This window comes from Streptomyces sp. WI03-4A (assembly GCF_033792105.1).
GTDB lineage: Bacteria > Actinomycetota > Actinomycetes > Streptomycetales > Streptomycetaceae > Streptomyces > Streptomyces collinus_A.
In genome coordinates this window covers 38965-61728 of sequence record NZ_JARAUO010000033.1, presented here as the reverse complement: position 1 = coordinate 61728, position 22764 = coordinate 38965, and the positions used below count along the sequence as shown (strand labels likewise).

The 22764-nt window shown below is 73.5% G+C and carries 18 protein-coding genes; 3 read left to right on the top strand and 15 right to left on the bottom strand.

The features are described from left to right. Position 1 precedes the first annotated feature (1 nt). From PV343_RS28140 to PV343_RS28125, 4 genes are all read right to left on the bottom strand, one after another. Positions 2-979 carry a Gfo/Idh/MocA family protein gene (locus PV343_RS28140; RefSeq protein ID WP_319149798.1) on the bottom strand — a complete coding sequence of 326 codons (978 nt, stop codon included), beginning with the start codon at positions 977-979 and terminating at the stop codon, positions 2-4. Then, positions 972-2465 carry an NDP-hexose 2,3-dehydratase family protein gene (locus PV343_RS28135; protein ID WP_319149797.1) on the bottom strand — a complete coding sequence of 498 codons (1494 nt, stop codon included), beginning with the start codon at positions 2463-2465 and terminating at the stop codon, positions 972-974. Before PV343_RS28135 ends, PV343_RS28140 begins: the two co-directional genes overlap by 8 nt. An 81-nt stretch (positions 2466-2546) precedes the next feature. Continuing rightward, on the bottom strand, positions 2547-3848 hold the full coding sequence (gene rfbH / locus PV343_RS28130; RefSeq protein WP_319149796.1) for a lipopolysaccharide biosynthesis protein RfbH: 1302 nt from the start codon (positions 3846-3848) through the stop codon (positions 2547-2549). Between the two features lie 38 nt (positions 3849-3886). Continuing rightward, positions 3887-4834 (bottom strand): NAD-dependent epimerase/dehydratase family protein, encoded by a 948-nt coding sequence (locus PV343_RS28125; protein WP_319149795.1) that lies wholly within the window; start codon positions 4832-4834, stop codon positions 3887-3889. Positions 4835-4956: 122 nt separating this feature from the next. On the opposite strand from PV343_RS28125, the gene PV343_RS28120 reads away from it, so the two are divergent. Further along, a complete protein-coding gene (locus tag PV343_RS28120) occupies positions 4957-5571 on the top strand; it encodes a dTDP-4-dehydrorhamnose 3,5-epimerase family protein (RefSeq protein WP_319149794.1) in 615 nt (204 codons plus the stop codon). 94 nt (positions 5572-5665) lie between these two features. Here the strand turns inward: PV343_RS28120 and PV343_RS28115 are convergent, their stop codons facing one another. From PV343_RS28115 to PV343_RS28095, 5 genes are read right to left on the bottom strand one after another with little or no spacing between them, the layout of a single operon-like run. After that, positions 5666-7210: an FAD-dependent oxidoreductase gene (locus PV343_RS28115; RefSeq protein WP_319149793.1), complete on the bottom strand. Its 1545-nt coding sequence runs from the start codon at positions 7208-7210 to the stop codon at positions 5666-5668. Next, positions 7207-8199: a dTDP-glucose 4,6-dehydratase gene (rfbB, locus tag PV343_RS28110; protein WP_319149792.1), complete on the bottom strand. Its 993-nt coding sequence runs from the start codon at positions 8197-8199 to the stop codon at positions 7207-7209. Before rfbB ends, PV343_RS28115 begins: the two co-directional genes overlap by 4 nt. Then, positions 8196-9263: a glucose-1-phosphate thymidylyltransferase gene (locus PV343_RS28105; protein WP_319149791.1), complete on the bottom strand. Its 1068-nt coding sequence runs from the start codon at positions 9261-9263 to the stop codon at positions 8196-8198. The genes rfbB and PV343_RS28105 overlap by 4 nt, the downstream gene beginning before the upstream one ends. A gap of 39 nt (positions 9264-9302) precedes the next feature. After that, on the bottom strand, positions 9303-9839 hold the full coding sequence (gene ssuE / locus PV343_RS28100; RefSeq protein WP_319149790.1) for an NADPH-dependent FMN reductase: 537 nt from the start codon (positions 9837-9839) through the stop codon (positions 9303-9305). A gap of 16 nt (positions 9840-9855) precedes the next feature. Continuing rightward, complete coding sequence (locus PV343_RS28095; protein WP_319149789.1) at positions 9856-10995, bottom strand: MupA/Atu3671 family FMN-dependent luciferase-like monooxygenase; 1140 nt, start codon at positions 10993-10995, stop codon at positions 9856-9858. 223 nt (positions 10996-11218) lie between these two features. Here PV343_RS28095 and PV343_RS28090 point away from each other — a divergent pair, with 223 nt between their 5' ends. After that, on the top strand, positions 11219-12769 hold the full coding sequence (locus tag PV343_RS28090) for a class I adenylate-forming enzyme family protein (RefSeq protein WP_319149788.1): 1551 nt from the start codon (positions 11219-11221) through the stop codon (positions 12767-12769). After that, entirely contained in the window at positions 12766-13026 is a 261-nt protein-coding gene (locus PV343_RS28085) for an acyl carrier protein (RefSeq protein ID WP_133921213.1), read from the top strand. Before PV343_RS28090 ends, PV343_RS28085 begins: the two co-directional genes overlap by 4 nt. Before the next feature lie 231 nt (positions 13027-13257). Here PV343_RS28085 and PV343_RS28080 read toward each other — a convergent pair whose 3' ends face one another. The 6 genes from PV343_RS28080 to PV343_RS28055 are packed head-to-tail and all read right to left on the bottom strand — an operon-like array spanning position 13258 to position 22629. Continuing rightward, complete coding sequence (locus PV343_RS28080) at positions 13258-14427, bottom strand: nucleotide disphospho-sugar-binding domain-containing protein (protein WP_319149786.1); 1170 nt, start codon at positions 14425-14427, stop codon at positions 13258-13260. Beyond that, entirely contained in the window at positions 14315-15976 is a 1662-nt protein-coding gene (locus PV343_RS28075; RefSeq protein WP_319149785.1) for an MFS transporter, read from the bottom strand. Before PV343_RS28075 ends, PV343_RS28080 begins: the two co-directional genes overlap by 113 nt. After that, entirely contained in the window at positions 15973-17142 is a 1170-nt protein-coding gene (locus PV343_RS28070) for a nucleotide disphospho-sugar-binding domain-containing protein (protein ID WP_319149783.1), read from the bottom strand. The genes PV343_RS28075 and PV343_RS28070 overlap by 4 nt, the downstream gene beginning before the upstream one ends. Next, positions 17130-18296, bottom strand: coding sequence for a nucleotide disphospho-sugar-binding domain-containing protein (locus tag PV343_RS28065; RefSeq protein WP_319149782.1), 1167 nt, complete (start codon positions 18294-18296; stop codon positions 17130-17132). The genes PV343_RS28070 and PV343_RS28065 overlap by 13 nt, the downstream gene beginning before the upstream one ends. Further along, positions 18284-21430: an amino acid adenylation domain-containing protein gene (locus PV343_RS28060; protein ID WP_319149781.1), complete on the bottom strand. Its 3147-nt coding sequence runs from the start codon at positions 21428-21430 to the stop codon at positions 18284-18286. The genes PV343_RS28065 and PV343_RS28060 overlap by 13 nt, the downstream gene beginning before the upstream one ends. Further along, complete coding sequence (locus PV343_RS28055) at positions 21427-22629, bottom strand: nucleotide disphospho-sugar-binding domain-containing protein (protein ID WP_319149780.1); 1203 nt, start codon at positions 22627-22629, stop codon at positions 21427-21429. Before PV343_RS28055 ends, PV343_RS28060 begins: the two co-directional genes overlap by 4 nt. Positions 22630-22764: the final 135 nt, after the last annotated feature.

The following is a 22764-nucleotide window of genomic DNA, read 5'->3' as shown; positions in this document are numbered from 1 at the left end:
GTCATTGGCGTGCCGCCCGCGTCCGTACCGTGTCCAGGAGCGTGGCCTGTTCCAGGCACTCCGCCGCGGCGGCGTCGCCGACCCCGCCGGAGCGGGCGGCCTCGACGAACGCCCGCACGGTCGCGGCCACCTGGTCGTGCGGTGCGAGGGTCAGCTCGCGCGAGCCGGCGCCGTCCGTCACCCACACCGTCGGGCTGTGGCCGGCGGGTGGGGTGAACGCGCTCTCGACGCGGATCCGGCCTTCGCTGCCCCAGAGTTCGTACGCCGACCGGTACGCGTGCTCCATGCCGAAGGCGAGCTGTCCGAGCACGCCCTTCGGGGTCCGCACGAGGACCGCGCCGGACGTCTCCACCGCCGAGCCGTCCGAGTGCTCCAGAGCCGCACCGACCACGTCGAGGCCGGTGCCGAGGAAGTGCAGGGCGGCCCGGACCGGGTAGTAGCCGATGTCGAGCAGGGCCCCGCCGCCGAGTTCGGGCCGGTGGCGGATGTTGCCGGCCGGCAGTGGTGGAACGGCGAACACCGCGCTGAACGCGCGAAGTTCACCGATCGTCCCGGCGGCGACGAGTTCGCGCACCACCGCGTGCTGCGGATGGTGGACGAACATGACGTTCTCCATCAGGGCCAGCCCCGACGCGCGGGCCAGTTCGAGGAGTTCGGCGGTGGTGTGCGCGTGCGCGGTGAGTGGCTTCTCCGCGAGGACGTGCTTGCCCGCGGCGAGCGCGCGGCGCGCCCACTCGGCGTGCAGGGAGACGGGCAGCGGGACGTAGACGGCGTCCACGTCGGGCCGGTCCAGGACCGCCTCGTACGACGTGACCGCCGCGCAGCCGTAAAGGCCCGCCACCTCCCGTGCCCGCTCGCCGCTCCGGCTCGCCACAGCGGTCAGCTCCACGTCCGGATCCGCCGAGAGGGCGGGCAGGACACGGCGGCGGGCGATGTCCGCGGTGCCGAGGACGGCGACGCGCAGCGGACGTTCAGTCATGTGATCGGGTTTCCAGGGAGTCGAGGCCGGCGGCGTCCGTGGTCGGGGACATCGCGTTCAGGCAGGCGAGCAGGGTCCTGGCCTGCACGTTGACGTAGTGGCCGTGCTTGACCAGTTCGGAGAGCTGGCCGACCGTCACCCACTGGTAGCCGGCGGGCGGCAGCATCGGCGCCTCGGACTCGTCCGCCTCGATGACCAGATAGCGGTTCTCGGCGTAGAGGAAGCGGCCGCCCTCCTCGGAGTGGACGGCGTCGTAGCGGATGCGGTCCGGGGCGGCGGAGAGCACCAGGTCGAGGAAGGGCGGCCGGACCGGGATCCCCGCGAAGTTGTCCGGCGAGGCCTGTACGGTCGGCGCGAGCTCCACGGTGTCGAGGAAGCCGCCCTCGACCTTCGCGTTGGCCAGGACGTGCAGGACGCCGCCGAAGGAGCGGGTGAGGAAGGCGGCGATACCCCGGCTTGACGGCTCGATCAGCGGCTGGGTCCAGCTGGTGACCTCGCGGTTGCCGGCCTGCACCTCGACGGCGACGACGTCGAACCAGCGGCCGTCGTCCTTGCCGATCCGGGCCTCGTCGCGGGTCCAGCCGGGCACCTCGGCGAGCGGGATGCGCTCGGCCCGGACGTCGTAGCGGGAACGCTCGGAGGTGAACCAGGACAGCAGGTCCACGTCGGTGAGCAGCGCGCCGGCCTCCGGGTCGCGGGAGCGGGCGAGGGCGTGCGCGAAGCCGTCCTCGGCGGGCAGCTCGGGACGGTACGCCGGCAGGCAGGCCAGCACGGTCCGCGAGTCCATGTTGACCAGGTTGTCGTGGTGCAGCAGCTCGTTGAGCTGCCCGAGGGTGAGCCAGCAGAAGTCCTCGTCGAGCGGGACGTCGCCGTCCACCTCGACGATCATGTTGCGGTTGCTCTTGTGGAAGAACCACGAACCGTGCTCGGACTGCAGCACGTCGGCGAGGACCCGGCCGCGCTCGGGACCGGTGAAGTACTGGATGTACTTGACGTCCGTGCCCTTGTGGACCTTGGTGTAGTTGCTGCGGGTGGCCTGCACGGTGGGGGAGAGCTGGAGCAGGTTGCGGTTGCCCGGCTCCATCTTGGCCTGCATCAGGAAGTGCAGGACGCCGTCGAACTCCTTGACCAGGATGCCCAGGATGCCGACCTCGGGCTGCTTGATGATCGGCTGGTACCACTCCCGGTGCGGGCCGTCGTCGGCGGTGACGTGCAGGCCCTCGACGCTGAAGAAGCGGCCGCTCGCGTGCACCAGGTTGCCGGTGTCCGGCTCGAAGGACCAGCCGCGCAGCTTCGAGAAGGGGATGCGCTCGACGCTGAAGCGGCCCGCCTTCCCGCGGCCGGCGAACCAGTCGTGGAAGGCGCCGGTGGTCATGTGTCCCGCCGTGGCCGCCGAGGACGCCGCGATCCGGTCGGCCACCGAGGCCGGCTCGCGAGGCTGGACCACGGACAGCGGGCGCGTCAACTCCATGAGTATCGACGACATGTACGGTCTCTCCTTGTCAAGGACGTGAGGGGCTGGGCAACGCGGGGGATCGGCGGGTGCGGGAGCGGACGGCTCCGTGTGTCACCGGCCGGCGAGGAACTCACGGACGGACGCGACCATGTAGTCGGTCATCTCGTCGGTGAGGCCGGGATAGACGCCGATCCAGAAGGTCTGCTCGGTGATGATGTCCGAGTTGGTGAGGTCGCCGACCACCCGGTGCGGCACGTCCTGGTAGGCGGGCTGCCGGGTGAGGTTGCCCGCGAACAGGTTGCGGGTGCCGATCTTGCGGGACTCCAGGAAGTCCACCAGCTCCTTGCGGGTGAACGGCGCGTCGGGGGCGACCGTGATCACGAACCCGAACCAGCTGGGTTCGCTGTTCAGCGTGGCCTCCGGCAGGATCAGGTGCGGGGCGCCGTCGAGGCCCTCGCGCAGCCGGCTCCAGTTGTGACGGCGGGCGGCGGTGAACGCGTCGACCTTGGCCAGCTGGGTCAGCCCGAGTGCGGCCTGCAGGTCGGTGGCCTTCAGGTTGTAACCCACGTGCGAGTAGATGTACTTGTGGTCGTACCCGGCCGGCAGGCTGCCCAGCTGGTACTCGAACCGCTTGAAGCAGCGGTTGTTCTCGCCGGGCTCGCACCAGCAGTCGCGGCCCCAGTCCCGCATCGACTCGACGATCCGGGCGAGCGCGAGGTTCGAGGTGAGCACACAGCCGCCCTCGCCCATGGTGAGGTGGTGCGCCGGGTAGAAGCTGACGGTCGTCAGGTCACCGAAGGTGCCGGTGAGACGGCCGTCGTGCAGGGAGCCGACGGCGTCGCAGTTGTCCTCGATGAGGAAGAGGTCGTTCTCCTCGGCGATGCGCGCGACGTCGGCGACCTCGAAGGGGTTGCCGAGCGCGTGCGCGATCATGATGGCGCGGGTCTTCGGACCGACCGCGGCCTTGATGCGCTCGGCCGTGGTGTTGTACGTCTTCAGCTCGACGTCGACGAAGACGGGCACGAGGCCGTTTTGGATGATCGGGTTGACGGTCGTGGGGAAGCCCGCGGCGACCGTGACGACCTCGTCGCCGGGGCGGAGCCGGCGGTCCTCCAGATGCGGCGAGGTGAGGGCCGACAGGGCGAGCAGGTTCGCCGACGAGCCGGAGTTCACCAGATGGGCCTTGCGGTGCTTCATGTAGCGGGCGAAGCGCGACTCGAACCGGCGGGAGTGGGTGCCGGCCGCGATCTTCATGTCGAGGGCCGCCTCCACGAGGGCGGCCCGGTCCTCGGGGCCGAGCACCGCGCCGGACGGCCAGATCTCGTCGACGCCGGGACGGAAGACCTGCGACGACTCCTTCTCCAGGTGGTAGTCGCGCACCTGACTCAGTATCCGTGCCTTCGTGTCACTCATCTTGGTTCTGCCTCCCTGGAGAGTCCGGCACGTGGCCGTCAGCGGTGGGCCGATGCGGACATCGTGGGCGCCGCTGCTTGAACGGCACTGGACAACAGGTCGTGCAGCGACTCGTCGAGGCCGGTGCGGGGCCGCCAGCCGAGCAGGGTGCGGGCGAGGGTGACGTCCATGCGCTGCCACTCGGCCTCCGGGGGCCGGCCGCCCGCGACGGGAGCCTCCACGATCCGGACGCCGCGACCGTCCGCCGAGGCCATGCGGCCGACCAGGTCACGCACCGAAACCGCCCGTCCGCCACCGATGTTGACGACCCGTCCGGTCGCCTCGGACGCCGCGGCGCGCACCACCGCGTCGGCGACGTCCCGCACGTCCACGAAGTCGCGGTGGGCGAGCAGCGGCGCGAGCCGCAGGGGCTCGGTGGACCCGGACGCCAGGTGCGCGGCGACCATCCCGAGCAGGCTGAGCGGGGAGGTGCCGGGGCCCGACACGTTCGACACGCGCAGTACGAGCCCGTCGGTGCCGGAGGCGAGCAGGGCCCGCGCCCCGGCCAGTTTCGACCGCCCGTACGGGGTGACGGGCGCCGTCGGGGTGGTCTCGGTGATCGCGGTGCGCGACACCGGACCGTACTCGTGCACCGAGCCCAGCTGGATCAGCCGGGGCGGCCCGGCCTCGACCAGGCGCCGCACCAGGTCCCGGTTGCCCAGGTCCATCTCTTCCTCGGTGACGCCCCAGACCGCGCCGGCCGCGTTCACCACCACGTCGGCGCGGTGGCGCCGGACCAGCTCCGCGATACGGGCGGGCTCGGCCCGCACCAGGTCGAGCTCGTGGATCTCGTACGGGGTGGCCGTGGACCGGGCCGTACGGGCCACGCCCGCCACCCGCCAGCCCGCCGCCGCGAAGGCGCGGCACACGTGCCCGCCCACGAACCCCGAGGCGCCCAGCACCAGTACCGCGCGCCCGTCCTGTGACCGTCGATCGATCGCCGACACCGTCCCCGCCTTCCCAGTCGTCAGTGGAGGGCGGCACTGTGGCGGGTCCCGCTAGGGCACGGCTGGACCCGTCGCCCCCGGCGCCACCGAGAATCGAGTAGGGCCCCCTACCGTGCCGCGGCATGAGGATCGAAGAGACCGCTGTGCCGGACGCGTACCGCATCATGCCGAGGCTGCTGCCGGACCCGCGCGGCAGCTTCCACGAGTCCTACCGGTACGACCGGCTCGAAGCCGAGACCGGACACTCCTTCCTGCCCCGGCAGGTCAACTACTCCGCGTCCGCCCGCAACACGATCCGCGGGCTGCACGGCGTGGCCATCCCGCCGGGGCAGGCCAAGCTGGTCAGCTGTGTGCGCGGGGTGCTGCTCGACGTGGTGGTCGACGTGCGGGTGGGCTCGCCCACCTTCGGGAGGTACGACTGCACCGTGCTGGACGCCCGCAGCGGGCGGGCGGTGTTCGTGGCGGAGGGCCTGGCGCACGGCTTCGTCGCGCTCACCGACGACACGTGCATCAGCTACCTCTGCTCCACGGAGTACGTGCCGGGCACGCAGCTCGACCTGCGGGCGCTCGACCCGGAGCTGGGCCTGCCGTGGGCCAAGTGGCTCACCGGGGAGCCGCTGCTCTCGGAGAAGGACGCGAACGCGGTGACCGTCGCCGAGGCCGCGGCGCTCGGCATGCTGCCGTCGTACAAGCAGTGCCTGGAGCTGTACGGGAAGCAAGGGCGGCAGGCCGCGTAGGGCGCCGTGCGCCCCGCGCGCTCCCGCACACACCACACAGGGCCGAGGCCCGCCCCGATGCGTCGGAGGCGGGCCTCGGCCCTGTGTGCGCCGGTCAGGCGGCCCGGGTGAACGTCTCCAGCCGGATGCCCAGCGACGCCAGGGCCGCCGACGGGGACTGCCCGGCGTTCCCGCGGGCGGCCACGTAGCCGTCGGGGCGGACCAGCAGCCAGTCGCCCGCGCGCAGACCGAGGTCGGCGGCGACCGACGGGTCGGACAGGCACAGGGTGCGCGGCTGCCCCTCCGCCGCGGAGCCGTGGGTGAGCAGCAGCCATTCCGGACGGCGCAGTTCGGCCAGCACCCGCTGCCACTCCGGCGAGCCGCCGGCGCGGGCCGCGTCGACCCGGGCGAGCCGGTCGCCGGGCCGGACCGGCCGGGCGGACGGGTCCCCGAGGGTGAGGGGACCGGCGCCGTAGCCGAGGCCGAGGGCCGACATACCACCCATGATCTTGCGCTGGATCCGGCCCTTGAGGGGCGGGATGTTGCGCAGCACGGTGAAGGCGGTGCGCAGGAACGCCGCCGCCTTGCGGCTGCGCAGCTGGACCAGCAGGGTGGCGACCTTGGTGGTGCGCAGCAGCTCCGCCCCGACCGGCACCCGTTCGGCGCCGTAGGAGTCGAGGAGCGAGTCCCTCGCCTCGCCGCGCAGGACCGCCGCCAGCTTCCAGGAGAGGTTCACCGCGTCCTGAACCCCGGTGTTCATCCCCTGCCCGGAGGCGGGGCTGTGGACGTGCGCGGCGTCGCCCGCGAGCAGCACCCGGCCCACGCGCATCTGCGGGATCATGCGCTGCTGGATCGTGAAGACGGACACCCAGCCGGGCAGTTCGACCCGGGCGGGCTGCCCGGTGCCGGCGCGGATCTTCGCGGCGAAGCGGTCCGCGACCATCCGGTCGTCCCCGCCGTACGACGTCTCCGCGGTGTCGAGCAGGCGCCACTTGCCCTCGTCGGGGAACGGCACCATCATCACCGTGCCACGAGGGGTGCGCATCCAGTGGATGCTGTCCCTCGGCAGGTCGCAGTCGACGACCGCGTCCGCGATCAGCCAGGTCTCGCTCGACTCGCCCTGCAGCTTCAGGCCGAGCTGCTTGCGGATGGTGCTGTGGCCGCCGTCGGCGCCGACCAGCCAGCCGGCGGTGACGGTCTCGGCGCGGCCGTCGGGGCCGGTGAGGTGGGCGCGTACGCCGTCCTCCCCCAGATCCTCGAAGCGGTCGAGCCGCACCCCCCACTCGACGGTGACACCGTGCCGGGCCGACGCGTCGCGCAGCACCTGCTCGGTGATCACCTGGTCGACCATCAGCGTGAACGGGAAGCGGGTCGGCAGCCGGCTGTAGTCCGTGTCGAAGCGGATCAGCCGGCGGCCGTTCTGGTGCAGCGTGAAGTGCTCGACGCGCTGGCCACGCGGCAGCAGGTCGTCCAGGACGCCCATCTGGTCGTACGTCTCCAGGGTGCGGGCGTGCGTGGCCAGCGCCCTGCTGGTGGTGGCCGGGCCGGGCGCCGCGTCCACCAGGCGGACCCGCACCCCCTGCCGGGCCAGCTCGTGGGCGGCGCTCAGCCCGACCGGGCCGGCGCCGACCACGAGTACCTGGGGGGCGGTCCCCGTCATCGCCGGTCCTCCCCGGCGCCGTGCTTGACCGCCTTCCACCAGCCGGGGTTGTCCCGGTACCAGTCGACCGTGGCGGCGAGGCCCTCCTCGAAGGTGACGCGGGGCGTGTAGCCCAGCTCCTCGCGGATCTTGGACTCGTCGAGCGAGTAGCGCAGGTCGTGGCCCTTGCGGTCGGCGACCCGCACCACCCGGGACCAATCGTTGCCCGTCAGTTCGAGCAGCCGCTCGGTGATCTGCCGGTTCGTCTGCTCGTTGCCGCCGCCCACGTTGTAGATCTCGCCGGCCCGGCCCCGGGTCAGCACGAGCTGGATCGCCCGGCAGTGGTCGTCGACGTGCAGCCACTCGCGGATGTTGGCGCCCTCGCCGTACAGCGGGACCGTCTCGCCCTCCAGCAGGTTGGTGACGAAGCGCGGGATCAGCTTCTCCGGGTGCTGGTACGGCCCGTAGTTGTTGGAGCAGCGGGTGACCGAGACGTTCAGGCCGTGGGTGCGCCAGTAGGCGCGGGCGATCAGGTCGGAGCCGGCCTTGGACGCCGCGTAGGGGGAGTTGGGCAGCAGCGGCCACTCCTCCGTCCAGGAGCCCTCGTCGATGGTGCCGTACACCTCGTCGGTGGAGACGTGCACGACCCGCTCCACGCCCGTGCGCAGGGCCGCCTCCATGACGTTCTGCGTGCCGCCCACGTTGGTGGCGACGAACTCCGCGGCCGACTCCAGGGAGCGGTCCACGTGCGACTCGGCCGCGAAGTGCACCACCGCGTCGTGGCCCGCGAACAGGCCGAGCAACGCCGGCAGATCGCAGATGTCACCCTCGACGAACGTCAGCCGCGGGTGGGCGGCGGGCAGGTTGTCACGGTTGCCGGCGTAGGTCAGCTTGTCGAGGACGGTGACCTCGGCGTCCTCGTAGCCCTCGTAACCGCCGTCCAGAAGCGTGCGGACGTAGTGCGAACCGATGAAGCCCGCACCGCCAGTGACCAGGATCTTCTTGCTCATGCCGCGACCTCCACGCGGGTGTGGTCGCCGACCACCAGGCGGTGGTGGCGCTCTTCCAGTTGGGCGCCGGTGACGGCGGCGGACCGGCCCAGCAGCGAGCCGCGCAGCCCGCGCACGCCGGAGACCGAGGCGCCGTCCAGCGCGATGGAGTGGTCCAGATGGGCGTCGGTCAGGACGCAGTCCCGGCCGATCGAGGTGTACGGGCCGACGTGACTGTCCTCCAGGAGGGTGCCCGCGCCGATCACCACCGGGCCCACCACGAACGAGCGGACGACCCGGGCCCCGGGCTCCAGGACGACGTTGCCGATCAGCACCGTGTCCTCGTCGGTCTCGCCCTCGACCCGGCGCGTCACGCCGTCCAGGAGCATCCGGTTGCACTCCAGGACGTCCTCGACCCGGCCGGTGTCCTTCCAGTAGCCGGCGTACTCCTGGGCCCGCACGGTCCGGCCGTCGGTCACCAGCCACTGGATGGCGTCGGTGATCTCCAGCTCGCCCCGGGCGCTCGGCTCGATCGAGTCGACGGCCTCGTGCACGGCCGGGGTGAAGAAGTACACGCCGATCAGCGCCAGGTTGGAGCGCGGGACCGGGGGCTTCTCCACCAGCCGCTCCACCACGCCGTCCGCGTCGACCTCGGCGACCCCGAAGGCGCGCGGGTCCTCGACCTGCGCGACCAGGACCTGGGCGGCGGGGCGCAGGGCGCGGAACTCGGCGGCCGCCTCCTGGATGCCCTCGGGCAGCATGTTGTCGCCGAGGTACATCACGAAGTCGTCGTCGCCGAGGAACCCGCGGGCCAGCTGCACGGTCTGCGCGAGACCGGCCGGGCGGTCCTGCGGGATGTACGTGATGCGCACACCCAGGCGGGAGCCGTCGCCGAGCGCGTCCGCGATCTCGGTGGCGTGGTTGCCGACGATGATGCCGATCTCGGTGACGCCGATGTCGCGGATGTTGTCCAGGACGTGCTCCAGGACCGGCTTGTTGGCGATCGGGATGAGCTGTTTGGGCATGGAGTAGCTGAACGGGCGCAGCCGGGATCCCGTTCCGCCGGCCAGCACAAGAGCCTTCATGGGGGCCTCTTCCGTGGAGTTCGGTGTGACAGTCATGGGTCAGGCGGCCGCCGGCGCCGGACGGCGGGCGGGTCGGTGCAGGGCTTCCACGAGTTCCGCGAACCGGTCGGTGGCGGAGTCGAGCAGGTCGCCCATGGCCTCGGCCCGCTCGGCGTGCACGAAGAAGCTCTCGGCGACGGCGGCCGGCTTCATCGACATCAGGACGGGGCGCAGGCCGTAGTCGAGGGCGAGTACATGGGCGAGGGAGCCGCCGGTGGCCAGCGGCAGAACGACCTTGCCGTCCAGGGCGAACTGGGGCAGCAGGTCCAGGTAGGCCTTCAGCAGGCCGGAGTACCCGGCCTTGTACACGGGTGTCGCGAGGACCACCGCGTCGGCCTCGGCGAACCGCCGCGCGGCGGCGGCGACGCCCGGGTGAGAGGTGTCGGCGGCCAGGAGTTCGGCGGCCGGCAGGGTGCGTACGGCGAGCACGTCGACCAGGTGACCGCGTGCGCCGAGCCGTTCGGCGGCGCGGGTGAGCACCCGGTGGGTGAGCGAGACGGGCGACGGGCTGCCGGACACGGCGAGGATCGTCGGCACGGGGGACCTCCTGAGGTCAGCGGGCCGCCACGAGCTCGGCGGCCCGCGCGGCGTCACGGCGTACGGCGTCGAGCAGCTCCAGCGAGCCGAGCACCTGCTCCGCGTCCGGCACGAAGTCCACCAGGCAGGCGATCTCGTCGACGCCGGCGGCGCGCACCCTGCGGGCCGTCTCGACGCACTCCTCGACCGAGCCGATCAGGGAGTTGCCGGACAGGTAGCGGTTGACGCCCAGCTCGGCCAGTTTCCGCTGGGCGCGGGCCGCGGACAGCACGTCCCGGCCCTCCTTGTCGCCGCTCATCCGGCCGCCCGCCTGGACGGCGCCGGCCTCCAGGTCGATGGCGGACAGCAGGTAGTCGCGCAGGGCCCCGCCGCCGGTCTCACGGGCCTGCCCGGACGTCTCGGCCACGTAGGTGTGCATCATCACGGTGACCGTGCCGGGGCCCGGAAGACCGGCCTCGGCGCGGGCCGCGCGGTACAGGGCGACCTTGTCGGCCAGCGACTCGACGTTCTGGTTCTCCAGATGGGTGAGGATGTTGCAGCCGAGCCGGCCCGCCTGGACGAAGGTGCCCTCGCTGCGGGACGCGGTGATCCACACCGGCAGTTCCCGCTGCACCGGGCGCGGGTACAGCGGCAGCGAGGCCTCGTCGCCGAGCGGGGTGGTGCCGCTCCAGCGACCGGTGCGCCAGGCCTCGCGGATGTCCGTCACGTCCTTGACCATCTGCTCGCGCCGCGTCTCGTACTTCCCGGGCGCGATGACGAAGTCGTTGACGTTCCAGCCGGACCCCACCGAGATCCCCACCCGGCCGCCGGAGATGCCGTCCACCACGGCGAAGTCCTCGACGATCCGCGACGCCGGGTGCAGCGGGGTGACCACGCTGCCCGCCCGGATGTGGATCCGCCGGGTCGTGGCGGCGATGGCGGCCGAGGTGACGGCCGGGTTCGGGAAGGCGCCGCCGAAGCGGTGGAAATGGCGCTCGGGCGTCGACACGAAGCCGAAGCCGAGCTCGTCGGCGCGGCGCGCCGCGTCCAGCATCAGCCGGTAGGTGTCCTCGGACCGGTCGCCGACCGCGGCGAAGAAGAAGACGCCGAGGTCCAGCGGGCGACCGCCGGGTGCTGCGCCGCCGGAGCCGCCGGACTGCCGGGATTCCGCGTTCATCCTGTGCTGCCTCCTTCCCCGTCGGACGTCGTCGCGGCGGGGTCGTCGTCTTCATGGGGCTTGCTGCCGCGGTCACCATCGGACCGGCTCCTCGCAGCGGACTTGAGCGCGGGCAGGCCGCCGTGGTGCGAGAGCGGCTCCACCGGAGGTCGAGCGGGGGCGGTGACGCTGGCCGGGACCGACCTCCGCTCCGACGGACCCGATCGCCCCAAGAGGTTGCCGAATGACGACTCAGACACTGGTGGCCGCCGACACCGTCGACGGCCTGCTCGCCGCGGCGGTCGCCGCCCGGCCCGACGCCCCCGCCGTGCGGGACGCCTCGGGAGCCTGGACCTACGCCGAACTCGACGCCTGGTCACGGGCGTACGCCGACTGGCTCACCGAGGACCGGGGCGTGCGCCGCGGTGACCGGGTGCTGGCCCGGGTCGGCAACGTCCGCGAGTTCACCGCCCTGCTCTTCGGCGCGCTGCGCCGCGGGATCGTCTTCGTCCCGGTCAACCCGGCGATGAAGCGCTTCCACCTGAACACCGTGGTGCCGGACAGCGACCCCGTCCTGCTGGTCGCGCAGGAGGGCGACGACGCCTCCGTCCTGCGGGAGCTGACGGACCGCCCGGTCGTGTCGCTCGCCGAGGCCCGGGCCGGCGCCGAGGAGCGGCTGCGCGGCGGCTCCGGCGCCGGCGCCGCCGAGGACACCGCCCCCGTGCGCCCCGACGACCTCGGCCTGCTGATCTACACCTCCGGCTCCACCTCGGCCCCCAAGGCCGTGGCGAGCCCGCACGCCCCGATCGTCTTCGCGGCCCGCGCCATTCAGGCCCGGCTGGACTACCGGGAGGACGACGTCGTCCTCGCCGCCGTGCCGCTGTCGTTCGACTACGGGCTCTACCAGATCTTCCTCTCGGTGCTCGCGGGCGCCCAGCTGGTGCTGACCGAACCCGACCGCCACGTACGGCTGCTGGGCACCCTGCACGAGCACGGTGTGACCGTCGTACCGCTCGTGCCGTCGCTCGCCGAGATGCTGCTGACCCTCTCCCGCCGCGACCGCCGGGCGGCGCCCCCGGTGCGGCTGTTCACCAACACCGGCGCGGCCCTGACCGCGCCCGTCATCGCCCGGCTGCGCGCCGCCTTCCCGCACGCCCGGGTGTCGCCGATGTTCGGCACCACCGAGTGCAAGCGGATCACCGTCCTCGAACCGGACGGCGACCTGGCCAGGCCCGGCTCGGTCGGCCGCGCCCTGGACGGCACCGAGGTGCTGGTCCTCGACGACGACGGCACCCCGCTGCCGCCCGGCACCGTCGGCGAGATCGTCGTACGCGGCCCGCACGTCATGGCCGGCTACTGGCGCGCTCCCGAGCAGACCGCGCTGCGCTTCCGCCCCGACCCGGTCACCGGCGAGATCACCCTGCACACCGGCGACTACGGCCACCTGGACGCGGACGGCCACCTCTACTTCGAGGGCCGCCGGGACGACCTGTTCAAGCGCAAGGGCGTCCGCATGGGCACCCTCGAGATCGAGACAGCCGCCCTGGACATCCCCGGCGTCACCGCCGCCGCGGCGCTCGCCCCGGCCGACGGCCACGACCTCACCCTGTACGCCGTCACGGAGCTGACCCCCGACGCCGTGCTCGAGCAGCTCGGCGAGCGGCTGGAGGCCGCCAAGGTCCCCGCCGCCTGCCACCCGGTCGACGAGCTGCCCCTCACCCCGAACGGCAAGACCGACAAGCAGCGGCTGCGCCACGAGCGACACGCCCACGCCCCCAAGGAGCAGACATCATGACGACGATCCCGGACCACGACTTCGAGCAGCTGCTGCGCTCCGTCCTGCCGCGGCTGGCCGGCCAGGACCCGATCGACCCGGCCCGCGACCTCAAGGAGGCCGGTCTCGACTCGATGGCGACCATCGAGCTCCTGGTCCGCCTGGAGGACACCTACGGCGTGGAGTTCCCGGAGGAGACCCTCACCGCCGCGACCTTCGCCACCCCGGCGGCGCTGTGGGGCGTGCTCCGCGCCCAGCGTGCCGCCGTCGCCCGCTGAACCGCCCGACCGCACGACGTCCCACCTCTCCACCGCTCGACCCCTCACATCGCAACCCCTCACACAAGGAGAAACACCATGACGCACCTCTTCATCGGCCTCGGTGTCACCGTCGCGCTGATCCTCGCCGCCAAGTTCGTGAGTGACGCCCTGAAGAAGAACCGCGGCTGATCCCCGAACCGAAAGGGCCCCGACCGGAAGATCCGGTCGGGGCCCTTCTCGTCGTGCCGGTCAGGCGCCGGCGGCCAGCCGCTCCAGGTCGGCCACGATCTCCGCCGGGCTCGGCATCGCGGCCATGTCGTCGCGCAGCTCCCGCGCGCTCTTCCGGTACCGGTCGTCGGTGAGGACGTCCGTGACGGCGGCCCGGACCAGCGCCGGGTCGTTCTGCGGCTCCGCCTCGCCGAGCACCCGGGCGGCGCCCGCCGCGGCGAGCAGCTCGGCCGACGCGAACTGGTCGACGAGCTGCGGCAGGACGACCTGCGGCAGCCCGAAGTGGCAGCCGGTCATGGTGGTGTTGGCGCCGCCGTGGTGGATCAGCGCGTCGCAGTCCCGCAGGAAGAGGTTGAGCGGCACCGGCTCGACCACCCGCACGTTGTCCGGGAGCCGGCCGAAGCCCTCGTGGTACTCGGGAGCGGCGGTGACGACCGCCTGCACGCGGGTGAGCCCCTCGAACGACTCGATGATCGTGCGGAACAACCCGCTGCCGTTGAGCACCAGCGTCTGGTTGCCCAGGCAGACCGCCACCCGGCGCACTCCCTCCGGCGCCGGGACGCGCAGCCACTCGGGCACGGTGCCCACGCCGTTGTAGGGGACGTGGCCGAGGGGGCTGCCCGGCGGGGCGGTCGGATGGCGCAGGGCCGGCGGGCACGGGTCGAGGAGCAGGTCGGGGTCGGGCAGACCGTCGAGGCCGAGCCGGACGCAGGTGCCGTGCAGGAAGTTGCGGGCGGAGGCGCGGGACGGGCCGCTGAGCGGGTCGACGCCCCAGCGCACCTGCACCGACGGCACCCCGAGCACCGCGGCGACGACCGGCCCCGCCAGCTCCAGCTGCTCGGAGACGACGAGGTCGGGACGCCAGTCGCGGGCGAACTCCAGGTAGGAGCCCAGCAGATACCGGGCGTGGGTCTCCCACAGCTTGGTGGTGCCCGCCATCTTCTCCGGCGGGGTGGGCCCCATCAGTTCCAGCGGGCGCACCCCGGGCGGCAGATGGCGCTGGAGGACGTCCAGGCCGTGGAACCGGTCGCCGATGTCGACGGCCGTGATCCCCGCCGCGCGGGCCGCGTCGGTGACATCAGGCTGGGCGGCCACCGTCACCTCGTGGCCCGCCCCCTTCAGTGCCCAGGCCAGCGGGACCAACGGGGTGAAGTGGGTCGGAAAGGGGGTGCTCAGCATCAGTACGCGCATCTTCTCGTGCCTCCTCGGCGGCTTCGTTGAGTTCGTCGACGTTGACCTCGCCCATCAGCAGTGCGGTGATCAGGGCGAGCAGCAGCAGTCCGGCGGCGGTCAGCAGGACCGTGCCGGTGGCGTGGGCGAAGGCGGCCCGCACCAGGTGCCGGACGGCGGGCGGGAGCCCGGCGAGGCGGGCCGCGGCGGCATCGGGGTCGGCGATCCCGGAGGCCTTGGCGGACGAGGCGAACCGGGCGCTCAGGACCGCGCCGAGCACGCTGCCGCCGATCGTGGTCCCCAGCATGGTGGCGAACCGCGAGGTGGTGGTGACCACGCCGAGCTGCTCGGGGTCGGCCGCCGACTGGGTCATGAACAGGGCGATCTGGGTGACCCCGCCGAGGCCGGCGCCGAGCAGCACCAGCAGCACGTCCAGCTGCCACAGGGGAGCGTCGGCCACGGTCAGGGCGAGCCCGGCGGTCGCGGCGACCGCCGTCGCCGTGGTGCCGATCAGGACGGGCCGGCAGCGTCCGGTGCGGGCGATGACCCGGCCCCAGACGACGAAGACCAGGACCACGCCGACGGCGAGCGGGATCAGGTGCAGCCCGACGGCGTCGAGGTCCACCCCCCGCACGATGTTCAGGTAGTTGATGAGGAACACCGGCAGGGACAGCAGCGCGAACCCGCCCACGAACTGCAGGATGGCGGCGGGCCGGAACACCCGGTCCCTGAACAGGGTCAGCGGCATCAGCGGGTCCGCCGCCTTCAGCTGGCGGACCGCGAAGAACACGAACATCATCAGGCCGCCGTAGAAGTAGGGCACCACCGAGCCCGAGAACGAGTGCTGCTCGCCGTAGGTCTTGACGCCGAGCAGCAGCGCGCAGGTGGCGGAGGCGACCAGGACCGAACCGAAGAAGTCGACCGGCTGCCGGGTCCCCCGCACGTTCAGCCGCAGCGCCCAGGTGATGCCGGCGAGCGCGAGCCCGGCGAGCGGCACGTTGAGCAGGAAGATCCACCGCCAGGACAGCTCCTGGCTGAGCGGGCCGCCGATCGCGGGGCCCGCGACGATGCCCGCCGCGATCAGCGCGCCGCCCGTGTTCGAGCGCCCCGCGCGGGTCTTGGGCGGGTACAGCGTGGCGATCACGATCAGCGTCATGCTCATCAGGCCGCCGCCGCCGAGCCCCTGCACGGCACGGAAGAAGATCAGCTGGGTCAGCGACTGCGCGCTCGCGCACAGCGCGGAACCGGCCAGGAACGTGACCAGCGCGGTGAGGTAGATCCGACGCGGCCCGTAGCTGTCGCTCAGCCTGCCGTACAGCGGCTGGGCGGCGGTCGCGGCGAGCAGATAGGACGTGATCAGCCAGGGGAAGCGGTCGATACCGTGGGCCGGGTCGAGGTCGCGCACGATCGGCAGGACGGCGGAGGAGACGATGGAGCCGTCGAGCAGGGCCAGGGTCATGGTCGCCATCGCGCACACGATGAACACCAGCACCTGGACGTCGGTCATGCCGTGCGGGTTGGGCTCCTTCGCCGGTTTCTCCGCCCGCGCCACGGGCGCCTCCACGGTCATGCCGGCACCCCCTGCCGGGCCGCCAGCCGCTCCAGCCGTACGGCGATGTCGGGAGGCGCCGGCATGGCGTCGGTCTCGGCGCGCACGGCGGCCGCGTCCGCGCGGTGGGCGGGCTCCTCGAGCAGCGCCCGTACGGCGTCGGCCAGCCGGGCCGGGTCGTTCTGGAGCTCCGCCGAGTCCAGCGTCAGCCCTGCGCCCGCGCCCGCGATCCGGTCGCCGGCCACGAAGGCGTCGCCGAGCTGCGGGAGCACCAGCTGCGGAACACCGAGGGCGGCGGCACCCAGCGTGGAGCCGGCGCCACCGTGGTGCACCACCAGGTCGGCCTCCGGGAACAGCGAGCCGGGCGCGGTCAGTTCGGTGTACGTCATCCCGTCCGGAAGGGCGCCGACCGCCTCGCGGTGCCGGGGCGCCGCGGACACCACCGCCTCGACACCGTCCACCCGGCCCAGCACGTCCACCACCCGCCGCAGCAGGCTCGCGCCACCGAGGTCCAGGGTGTGCCCGCCCAGCGCGACGGCCACCCGACGGCCCGGCGGGGTGCGGTACGTCCAGGGGCCGCCCGGCTCCGTGTGGGGGACGGGGCGGATCGGTTCGGCGGCCGGTGCCTCGCGGTCCGCGAGGGACGGCGGCGCCGGGTCGAGCAGCAGGTCGGGCACCGGTACGGAGTCCAGGCCGACCCGCGCGCAGACCGGTTCCTGGTAGAGGCGGACGAAGCCGAGCATGGCCGGGGAGGTCGGGTTGACGCCCCAGCGGTGCTGCACGCTGGGGATGCCGAGGACCGCGCCGATGATCGACCCGGCGAACTCCATGTGCTCGGACAGCACCAGGTCGGCCCGCCACTCGCGGGCCACCTCCAGGTAGTCCGGCAGGAAGTACGGGACGTGGTTGCGCCACACCTGGGCGACCCCGCCGATCTGCTGCCGGTCCGGGCGCCCGGACACCTCGATGGGGCGCTTGCCGGCGGGCCGCCTGCCGCCGCGCAGGTCCTCGGGGTGGAAGGCCTCCCCGAAGGTGACCGTGGCCAGCCCGGCCGCCTCGGCGGCGTCGGTGACGTCGGGCTGGCCGGTCACCAGGATCTCGTGCCCGGCGTCGGCGAGCGCCCGGATCAGGGGCAGCATCGGCAGGAAGTGGGTGTCGACGGGGGTGCTGATGACTAGGACGCGCATCGCAGGTTCTCCAGGTCGCGGACGACGGCGGCGGGGCTCGGCATGGCGGCGACGGAGCGCGCGAGTTCGGCGGCGCCCTTCGCGTGGCGCCCGGCGCCGAGGAGGTGGTCGAGGGCTTCGGCGACGGTCGCCGGGTCGTTCTGCTCGTCGGCGGTGCCGAGCGAGATGGCGGCGTCGGTGGCGGCGAGCAGCTCGCCGCCGGCGAACTGGTCGGCGAGCTGCGGCAGCACGAGCTGCGGGATGCCGGCCCCGGTGGCCGTCATCAGGGTGTTGGCGCCGCCGTGGTGCACGATCGCCGCGCAGCCGCCGAGGAACCCGCTCAGCGGCGCCGGTGAGATCAGCCGCACGTTGGCGGGAACGGGGCCCAGCGCGTCCAGGTACTCGTCCTGGACGGTGAACACGCCCTCGAGGTGCGGGAGCCGGCCGAACGCCTCGATCACCGTGCGGAACAGCGGGATCCCGCCGAGCGCGATCGTCTGCCGGCCCATGGAGACGACGACCCGCGGCTTGTCGCCGGGCCGCCGCAGCCACGCGGGGACGGCCCCGGTGCCGTTGAACGGGACGTGCCGGATCGGGGTCGCCGCCGGCGTGCCCGGGTAGAGCAGCTCCGGCGGCGCCGGGTCGAGGACGACGTCCGGCAGCGGAAGCCCGCCCTCGATGCCGTTGCGGTCGCAGGTGCCCCGCAGGAAGTCGACCGCGGTCTCCCGCATCAGCGGGCTCAGCGGGTCGACGCCCCAGCGGTGCGAGACGACCGGGATCCGCAGGACTCCGCCCACCAGCAGGGCCGCGTAGTCCATCTGCTCCGACACCACCAGGTCGGGCCGGAACTGCCGGGCCACCTCCAGGTAGCGCGGGAACAGGTAACGGGCGTGCAGCACCCACACCTTGGAGCCGATGGCGATCATCTTCGGCGTCGTCGGACCCGCCACCTCGATGGGGCGCCGGTCCGGCGGCAGCGGCGGGCTCAGCAGGTCCTTGGCGTGGAACGCGCGGCCGACGGTGACCGTGGACAGGCCGGCCGACCGGGCCGCCGGGACGATGTCCGGCTGGCCGGCGACGAGCACCTCGTGCCCGGCCCCGCGCAGTGCCCAGGCCAGCGGGACCATCGTCGTGAAGTGGGTGGATTCGGGGGTGCTCAGGATCAGTACGCGCATGAGGGGTCCTCGGGGTCGGCGGGCAGCTCGGTCGGTCCGCGCCGTACCGCCTCGGCGTAGGCGGTCACGACGGCGTCCGCGAGCTCCGCGGGCAGCCGGTCGGTGCGGACCGTGGCGGTCACGTCCGCGCCGCTGCCGCGCAGGCGCACGTCGAGCTCCAGCTCGGTGGACATGACGGGACTGTCGATGCGCAGCAACTCGGCGGTGCAGCGAGGGAGTTCGAACACCGGGGCCGGGTCGTCCTGCATCAGGAAGGTGGGTATGGAGGGCAGTGCCTCGCTGCCGCCGGACCACACCAGGATGTGGTCCAGGGCCGCTCCGCCGAGCTCCATGGCGGCCAGCGACGCGTCGGTGCTCGCCACGGCGCTCGCCAGGGCGTCCGTGTGCGCCGCCGTGTCCGCCGTGCCCGGCGGCCGGAAGCGCAGGTACACCAGGTCGACGCGGCAGGTCACCGCCGTCGCGAGCACACCGCTGCCACGCCGGGCCACGGGGACCTTGACCATGATGTCGCGCTGCCCGCTCAGCTCGCTCAGCACGACGCCGAACAGCGATGCGAGCAGGGCGAAACGGGTGGTGCCGAGGGCCCGGGCCCGGGCGTCCCAGCGGGCGAGCTCCTCGCCCCGCAGGTGCAGGGAGCGGCCGTGCTTGGGTCCCGCCGACCGGGTGCTCCCGGTCCGGCCGGGCAGCCGCAGCGGCTCCGGCTCGTCCAGCAGCTCCTCCCAGAAGGCGCGTTGGGCGGTCAGATCGGCACGGGACAGGGCGCGCCGGTGGTCGGCGGCCATCTGGTCCAGGCTCGCCGCGGGGGCCGGGAAGCGGGGCGCGCGGCCCTCGGCGCGCGCCGCGTAGGCGAACGCGAGGTCGGCGGCGAGGACCGTCTCGGACGCGCCGTCGAAGGCGACGTGGTGGGCGACCAGACCGAAGAGGGTGCGGCCGGTGTCCCGGCTGCGCAGTGCCGCGCACCGCCACACCCGGCCCTCGCCCACGGCCAGCGGGGTGAACGCCGCAGCCAGCCACCGCTCGACCGCGGCCGTCTCGTCCTCGGCGTCCGGGAGGCGCAGGAACTCGGCCGGCGCGGGCCGCTCGGGCAGCACGGCCAGCGCCGTCTGCTCGCGCAGCACGTACCGGGCGTGCAGCGACTGGTGGCGCCGCTGTACGTCACCGGCGGCCAGTTCCAGGGCGGCGAGGTCGACCGGGCCCGACAGCCACCAGGTCAGCCGGCACAGCCCGCCGATACCGGTGCTGTCGTGGGCGCCGGCCCACAGGAAGCCGGCCTGCTGCGGTGGCAGGACGACCTCGCCCGGAGTCTCCTCGGGGCCGGTGCCCGACGGCTCGCCCGCACGCGGGGCGGAGTCCAGCCAGTCCGCGAGGCCCCGCACCGTCGGCGTGCGGAAGAGCTGCGAGAGCTGCACGGCCGCGCCCAGCGCGTCGTCCAGGTGCTGGCACAGCCGGGCCGCGTCCAGCGAGCTGCCGCCGAGTTCGAAGAACGACGCGTGCTCCGGCACGGGACCGGTGCCCAGCACCGTCCGGAACGCCTCGGCGACCGTGCCCGCCGTACCGTCGAGCGCCGGCCCGCCGGAGCCCGGTCCGGCCGGCTGCTCCGTGCGGGCCCGCGCGGCGAGTTCGCGCCGGTCGAGCTTGCCGTTGGCGAGCAGCGGGAAGCGGTCCAGCAGGTGGACATGGCGGGGGACCAGGTACTCCGGGAGCAGCGACGCCAGCCGCTCGCGCAGCTCCTCGGGGCCGGTGCCGCGGTCGTCGGCGCGCGTGTAGAAGAGGGCGAGGCCGTGGTACGAGCCGTCCGGCTTCGGCAGCGGCACGACCGCCGCCCCGGTGACCGTGGGGACCCGCTCGACGGTCCGCTCGACCTCGGCGGGTTCGATCCGGTGGCCGCGGACCTTGATCTGCCGGTCGCCGCGCCCCGTGTAGTGCAGGACGCCCTCGGCGGTGCGGTGGCCCAGGTCGCCCGTGCGGTAGACGCGCCGGCCGCCGACGGTGGTGAAGACCGCCTCGGTCAGCTCCGGCCGGCCGAGGTAGCCGCGGGCCAGGCCGGGGCCGCCGAGGCACAGCTCGCCCGTCTCCCCGGTGGCGCAGACCCGGTCGCCGTCGAGCACCACGATGTCGGTGTGGGCGAGTTCGCGGCCCAGCGGGATCCCGGCGGGGTCGTCGCAGTCCTCTGGGCGGACGTCGTGCGCGGTGACGATCGCCCCGCACTCGACGGGACCGTACACGTTGAGCAGCCGGATGCCGGGGTGCTCGGCCAGGAAGCGGCGGATGCGGGTGGGGGCGGCCCGCTCGCCGCCGACGGCCAGCCACTTCATGCCCGCGAACGCGCCCACGTCGGTGGTGACCAGCATGTTGAACAGCTGGGTCGTCATGAACGCCGCGTTCACGCCGTCCTCGGCGATGAGCGTGCGCAGGGCGCGTGGCACCAGCACCGGCTCGTCGAGCAGCACCGTCGTGCCGCCGGTGAGCAGCATGCTCCAGCAGTCCAGGGTGAAGCCGTCCCAGGTCGGCGGCGCGGTCTGCGGCATCACGGTGCCGGGGCCCAGCTCGGCGAAGGTGTGCTCGTCGAAGAGGCGCACCGCGTTCTCGTGGGTGGAGACCACGCCCTTGGGCGCGCCGCTCGTGCCCGAGGTGAAGAACACCGCGCACGGGTCACCGCCGCTCACCGCCACCGGCGCCGGACGCAGCCCGCGCGCCGCGGTGACCGTCAGGTCCTCGGCGGGCGGCGCCCACGCCGGCACCGGCCAGGCACCGCTTTCGGCCGTGACGAGCAGCGGCGCGTCGAGCTGGCCGATCTGCGTGCGCAGGCGCTCGGCCGGCCAGCGGAGGTCCAGGACGGAGTAGGCGGCCCCGCACTTGAACAGCGCGACCAGGACCGCGATCAGCCGGGTGCCGCGCTCCAGCAGCACCGGCACCAGGTCGCCGGGCCGCACCCCTTGTTCCTGCAGGAGCGCCGCCAGGGTGTCCGAGGCCGCGTCCAGTTCGCGGTACGACACCCGGGCCGGGCCGTGGACGAGCGCGGTCGCCTCCGGGAAGCGGCGGGCCGCGTCCTGGAACAGGGCGTGCATGGTCGCGCCCCGCGTGAACCGGGGCGCCTCGGCTTGCACGGCGGGCGCGAGGAGTTGCACGGTCATCGTCTTCCTGCCTCCGCGGGAGTGGGGACGTCGGTGTGACCGGCTCTCGCGCACTCCTCCAGGAAGCCCACGAGCCGGTCGGGGGTGGGCATCGCGTCGATCTCGGCCCGCAGCGCGCGGGCCCGCTGCCGGTAGGAGGGGCGGGCCAGCAGGCCCCGCAGGGCCGTGCCGACCGCGCCCTCGCCGGCGTCGGCGGGCAGCGCGGTGCCGGCTCCGGAGGCGCTGACGAGATGGGACCAGTGCTCCTGGAAGGCGTTCTGCGGGAGCAGCAGCTGCGGCAGGCCGTGCGTGACGGCGATCAGCCCGCTACCGACACCACCGTGATGCACCAGCGCGTCACAGTGGGCGAGCAGCACGTCCAGCGGGAAGGACTCGACGGCCCGTACTCCGTCCGGGAGTTCGGGCAGGCTCTCCGCCTGGGCCGCGGTGAGGGCGAGGACCACGTCCGCGCCCAGCTCGCGCAGCCCGGCGACGACTTGGTCGCGTACCTCGTCGAGAGCGGTGGTGGTGACCCCGCCGGTGACGCACACCAGCGGCCGGTCGGAGTCCCGCCCGGTGCGCAGCCACGGCGGGAGCGCGGCCGGCCCGGCGAACGGCACGTAGCGCATGTCGGCCCGGCGCACGGGGTGCGGAGGGCGCAGACCCGGCGGGCACGGGTCGATCCAGACGGACGGGCCGACCACCGGGTCGACGCCGAACCGCTCGAAGAGCCGCGCGTACGAGGGCCGCAGGTCGGCGTCGTTCTCGCAGTGCACGCCGAGCGAGACGCCCCAGGTGTGGCCGACGGCCGGGACCTTGACGGCCGCCGCGGCCACCAGGCCCGCGGCGGCGGCGGTGTCGTGGACGACGATGTCGGGCTGCCAGAAGCGGGCGAAGGCGACCAGGTCGTCGGTGAGCGTGTCGGCGACCGCGATCATCTTCTCGACGAGGGTGTCGGCGACGTCGGCGTCCAGGGCACCGGCCGTCCGGTCGGCCGGCCGCAGCCGGCCCGGGCCCAGGGGCAGCCGGCGCGCGGCCACGGCGCCGGCCGCGGCCTCGTCCCCGACGGGCACGGCGACCAGCCCGGCCCGGGTGACCGGTGCCACGCACTGCGGCCGCACCGCCACCCGTACGTCGTGCCCGGCGAGCCGGGAGGCCCAGGCGAGCGGGATGATCCAGGGGATATGGGCCGGGCCGTGACCCACGAACAACACGCGCATCCAGTTGCCTCACTCCATCGCGTCCGGTCAGTGGCAGGGCAAGGGTGCGGCGGGTCACTCGAATGCGGCTCGCGCGCCGTAGGAACGCGAAAGCGCCCGCAAGGGGGTGGCCCCCCTTGCGGGCACTGCGGATCG

What these genes read in the sequence shown, in the direction of transcription:
- PV343_RS28140 (WP_319149798.1), bottom strand. Translation starts at nt 979, where the DNA reads ATGACTGAACGTCCGCTGCGCGTCGCCGTCCTCGGCACCGCGGACATC.
- PV343_RS28135 (WP_319149797.1), bottom strand. Translation starts at nt 2,465, where the DNA reads ATGTCGTCGATACTCATGGAGTTGACGCGCCCGCTGTCCGTGGTCCAG.
- rfbH (WP_319149796.1), bottom strand. Translation starts at nt 3,848, where the DNA reads ATGAGTGACACGAAGGCACGGATACTGAGTCAGGTGCGCGACTACCAC.
- PV343_RS28120 (WP_319149794.1), top strand. Translation starts at nt 4,957, where the DNA reads ATGAGGATCGAAGAGACCGCTGTGCCGGACGCGTACCGCATCATGCCG.
- PV343_RS28115 (WP_319149793.1), bottom strand. Translation starts at nt 7,210, where the DNA reads ATGACGGGGACCGCCCCCCAGGTACTCGTGGTCGGCGCCGGCCCGGTC.
- rfbB (WP_319149792.1), bottom strand. Translation starts at nt 8,199, where the DNA reads ATGAGCAAGAAGATCCTGGTCACTGGCGGTGCGGGCTTCATCGGTTCG.
- PV343_RS28105 (WP_319149791.1), bottom strand. Translation starts at nt 9,263, where the DNA reads ATGAAGGCTCTTGTGCTGGCCGGCGGAACGGGATCCCGGCTGCGCCCG.
- PV343_RS28095 (WP_319149789.1), bottom strand. Translation starts at nt 10,995, where the DNA reads ATGAACGCGGAATCCCGGCAGTCCGGCGGCTCCGGCGGCGCAGCACCC.
- PV343_RS28090 (WP_319149788.1), top strand. Translation starts at nt 11,219, where the DNA reads ATGACGACTCAGACACTGGTGGCCGCCGACACCGTCGACGGCCTGCTC.
- PV343_RS28085 (WP_133921213.1), top strand. Translation starts at nt 12,766, where the DNA reads ATGACGACGATCCCGGACCACGACTTCGAGCAGCTGCTGCGCTCCGTC.
- PV343_RS28080 (WP_319149786.1), bottom strand. Translation starts at nt 14,427, where the DNA reads ATGCGCGTACTGATGCTGAGCACCCCCTTTCCGACCCACTTCACCCCG.
- PV343_RS28075 (WP_319149785.1), bottom strand. Translation starts at nt 15,976, where the DNA reads ATGACCGTGGAGGCGCCCGTGGCGCGGGCGGAGAAACCGGCGAAGGAG.
- PV343_RS28070 (WP_319149783.1), bottom strand. Translation starts at nt 17,142, where the DNA reads ATGCGCGTCCTAGTCATCAGCACCCCCGTCGACACCCACTTCCTGCCG.
- PV343_RS28065 (WP_319149782.1), bottom strand. Translation starts at nt 18,296, where the DNA reads ATGCGCGTACTGATCCTGAGCACCCCCGAATCCACCCACTTCACGACG.
- PV343_RS28060 (WP_319149781.1), bottom strand. Translation starts at nt 21,430, where the DNA reads ATGACCGTGCAACTCCTCGCGCCCGCCGTGCAAGCCGAGGCGCCCCGG.
- PV343_RS28055 (WP_319149780.1), bottom strand. Translation starts at nt 22,629, where the DNA reads ATGCGCGTGTTGTTCGTGGGTCACGGCCCGGCCCATATCCCCTGGATC.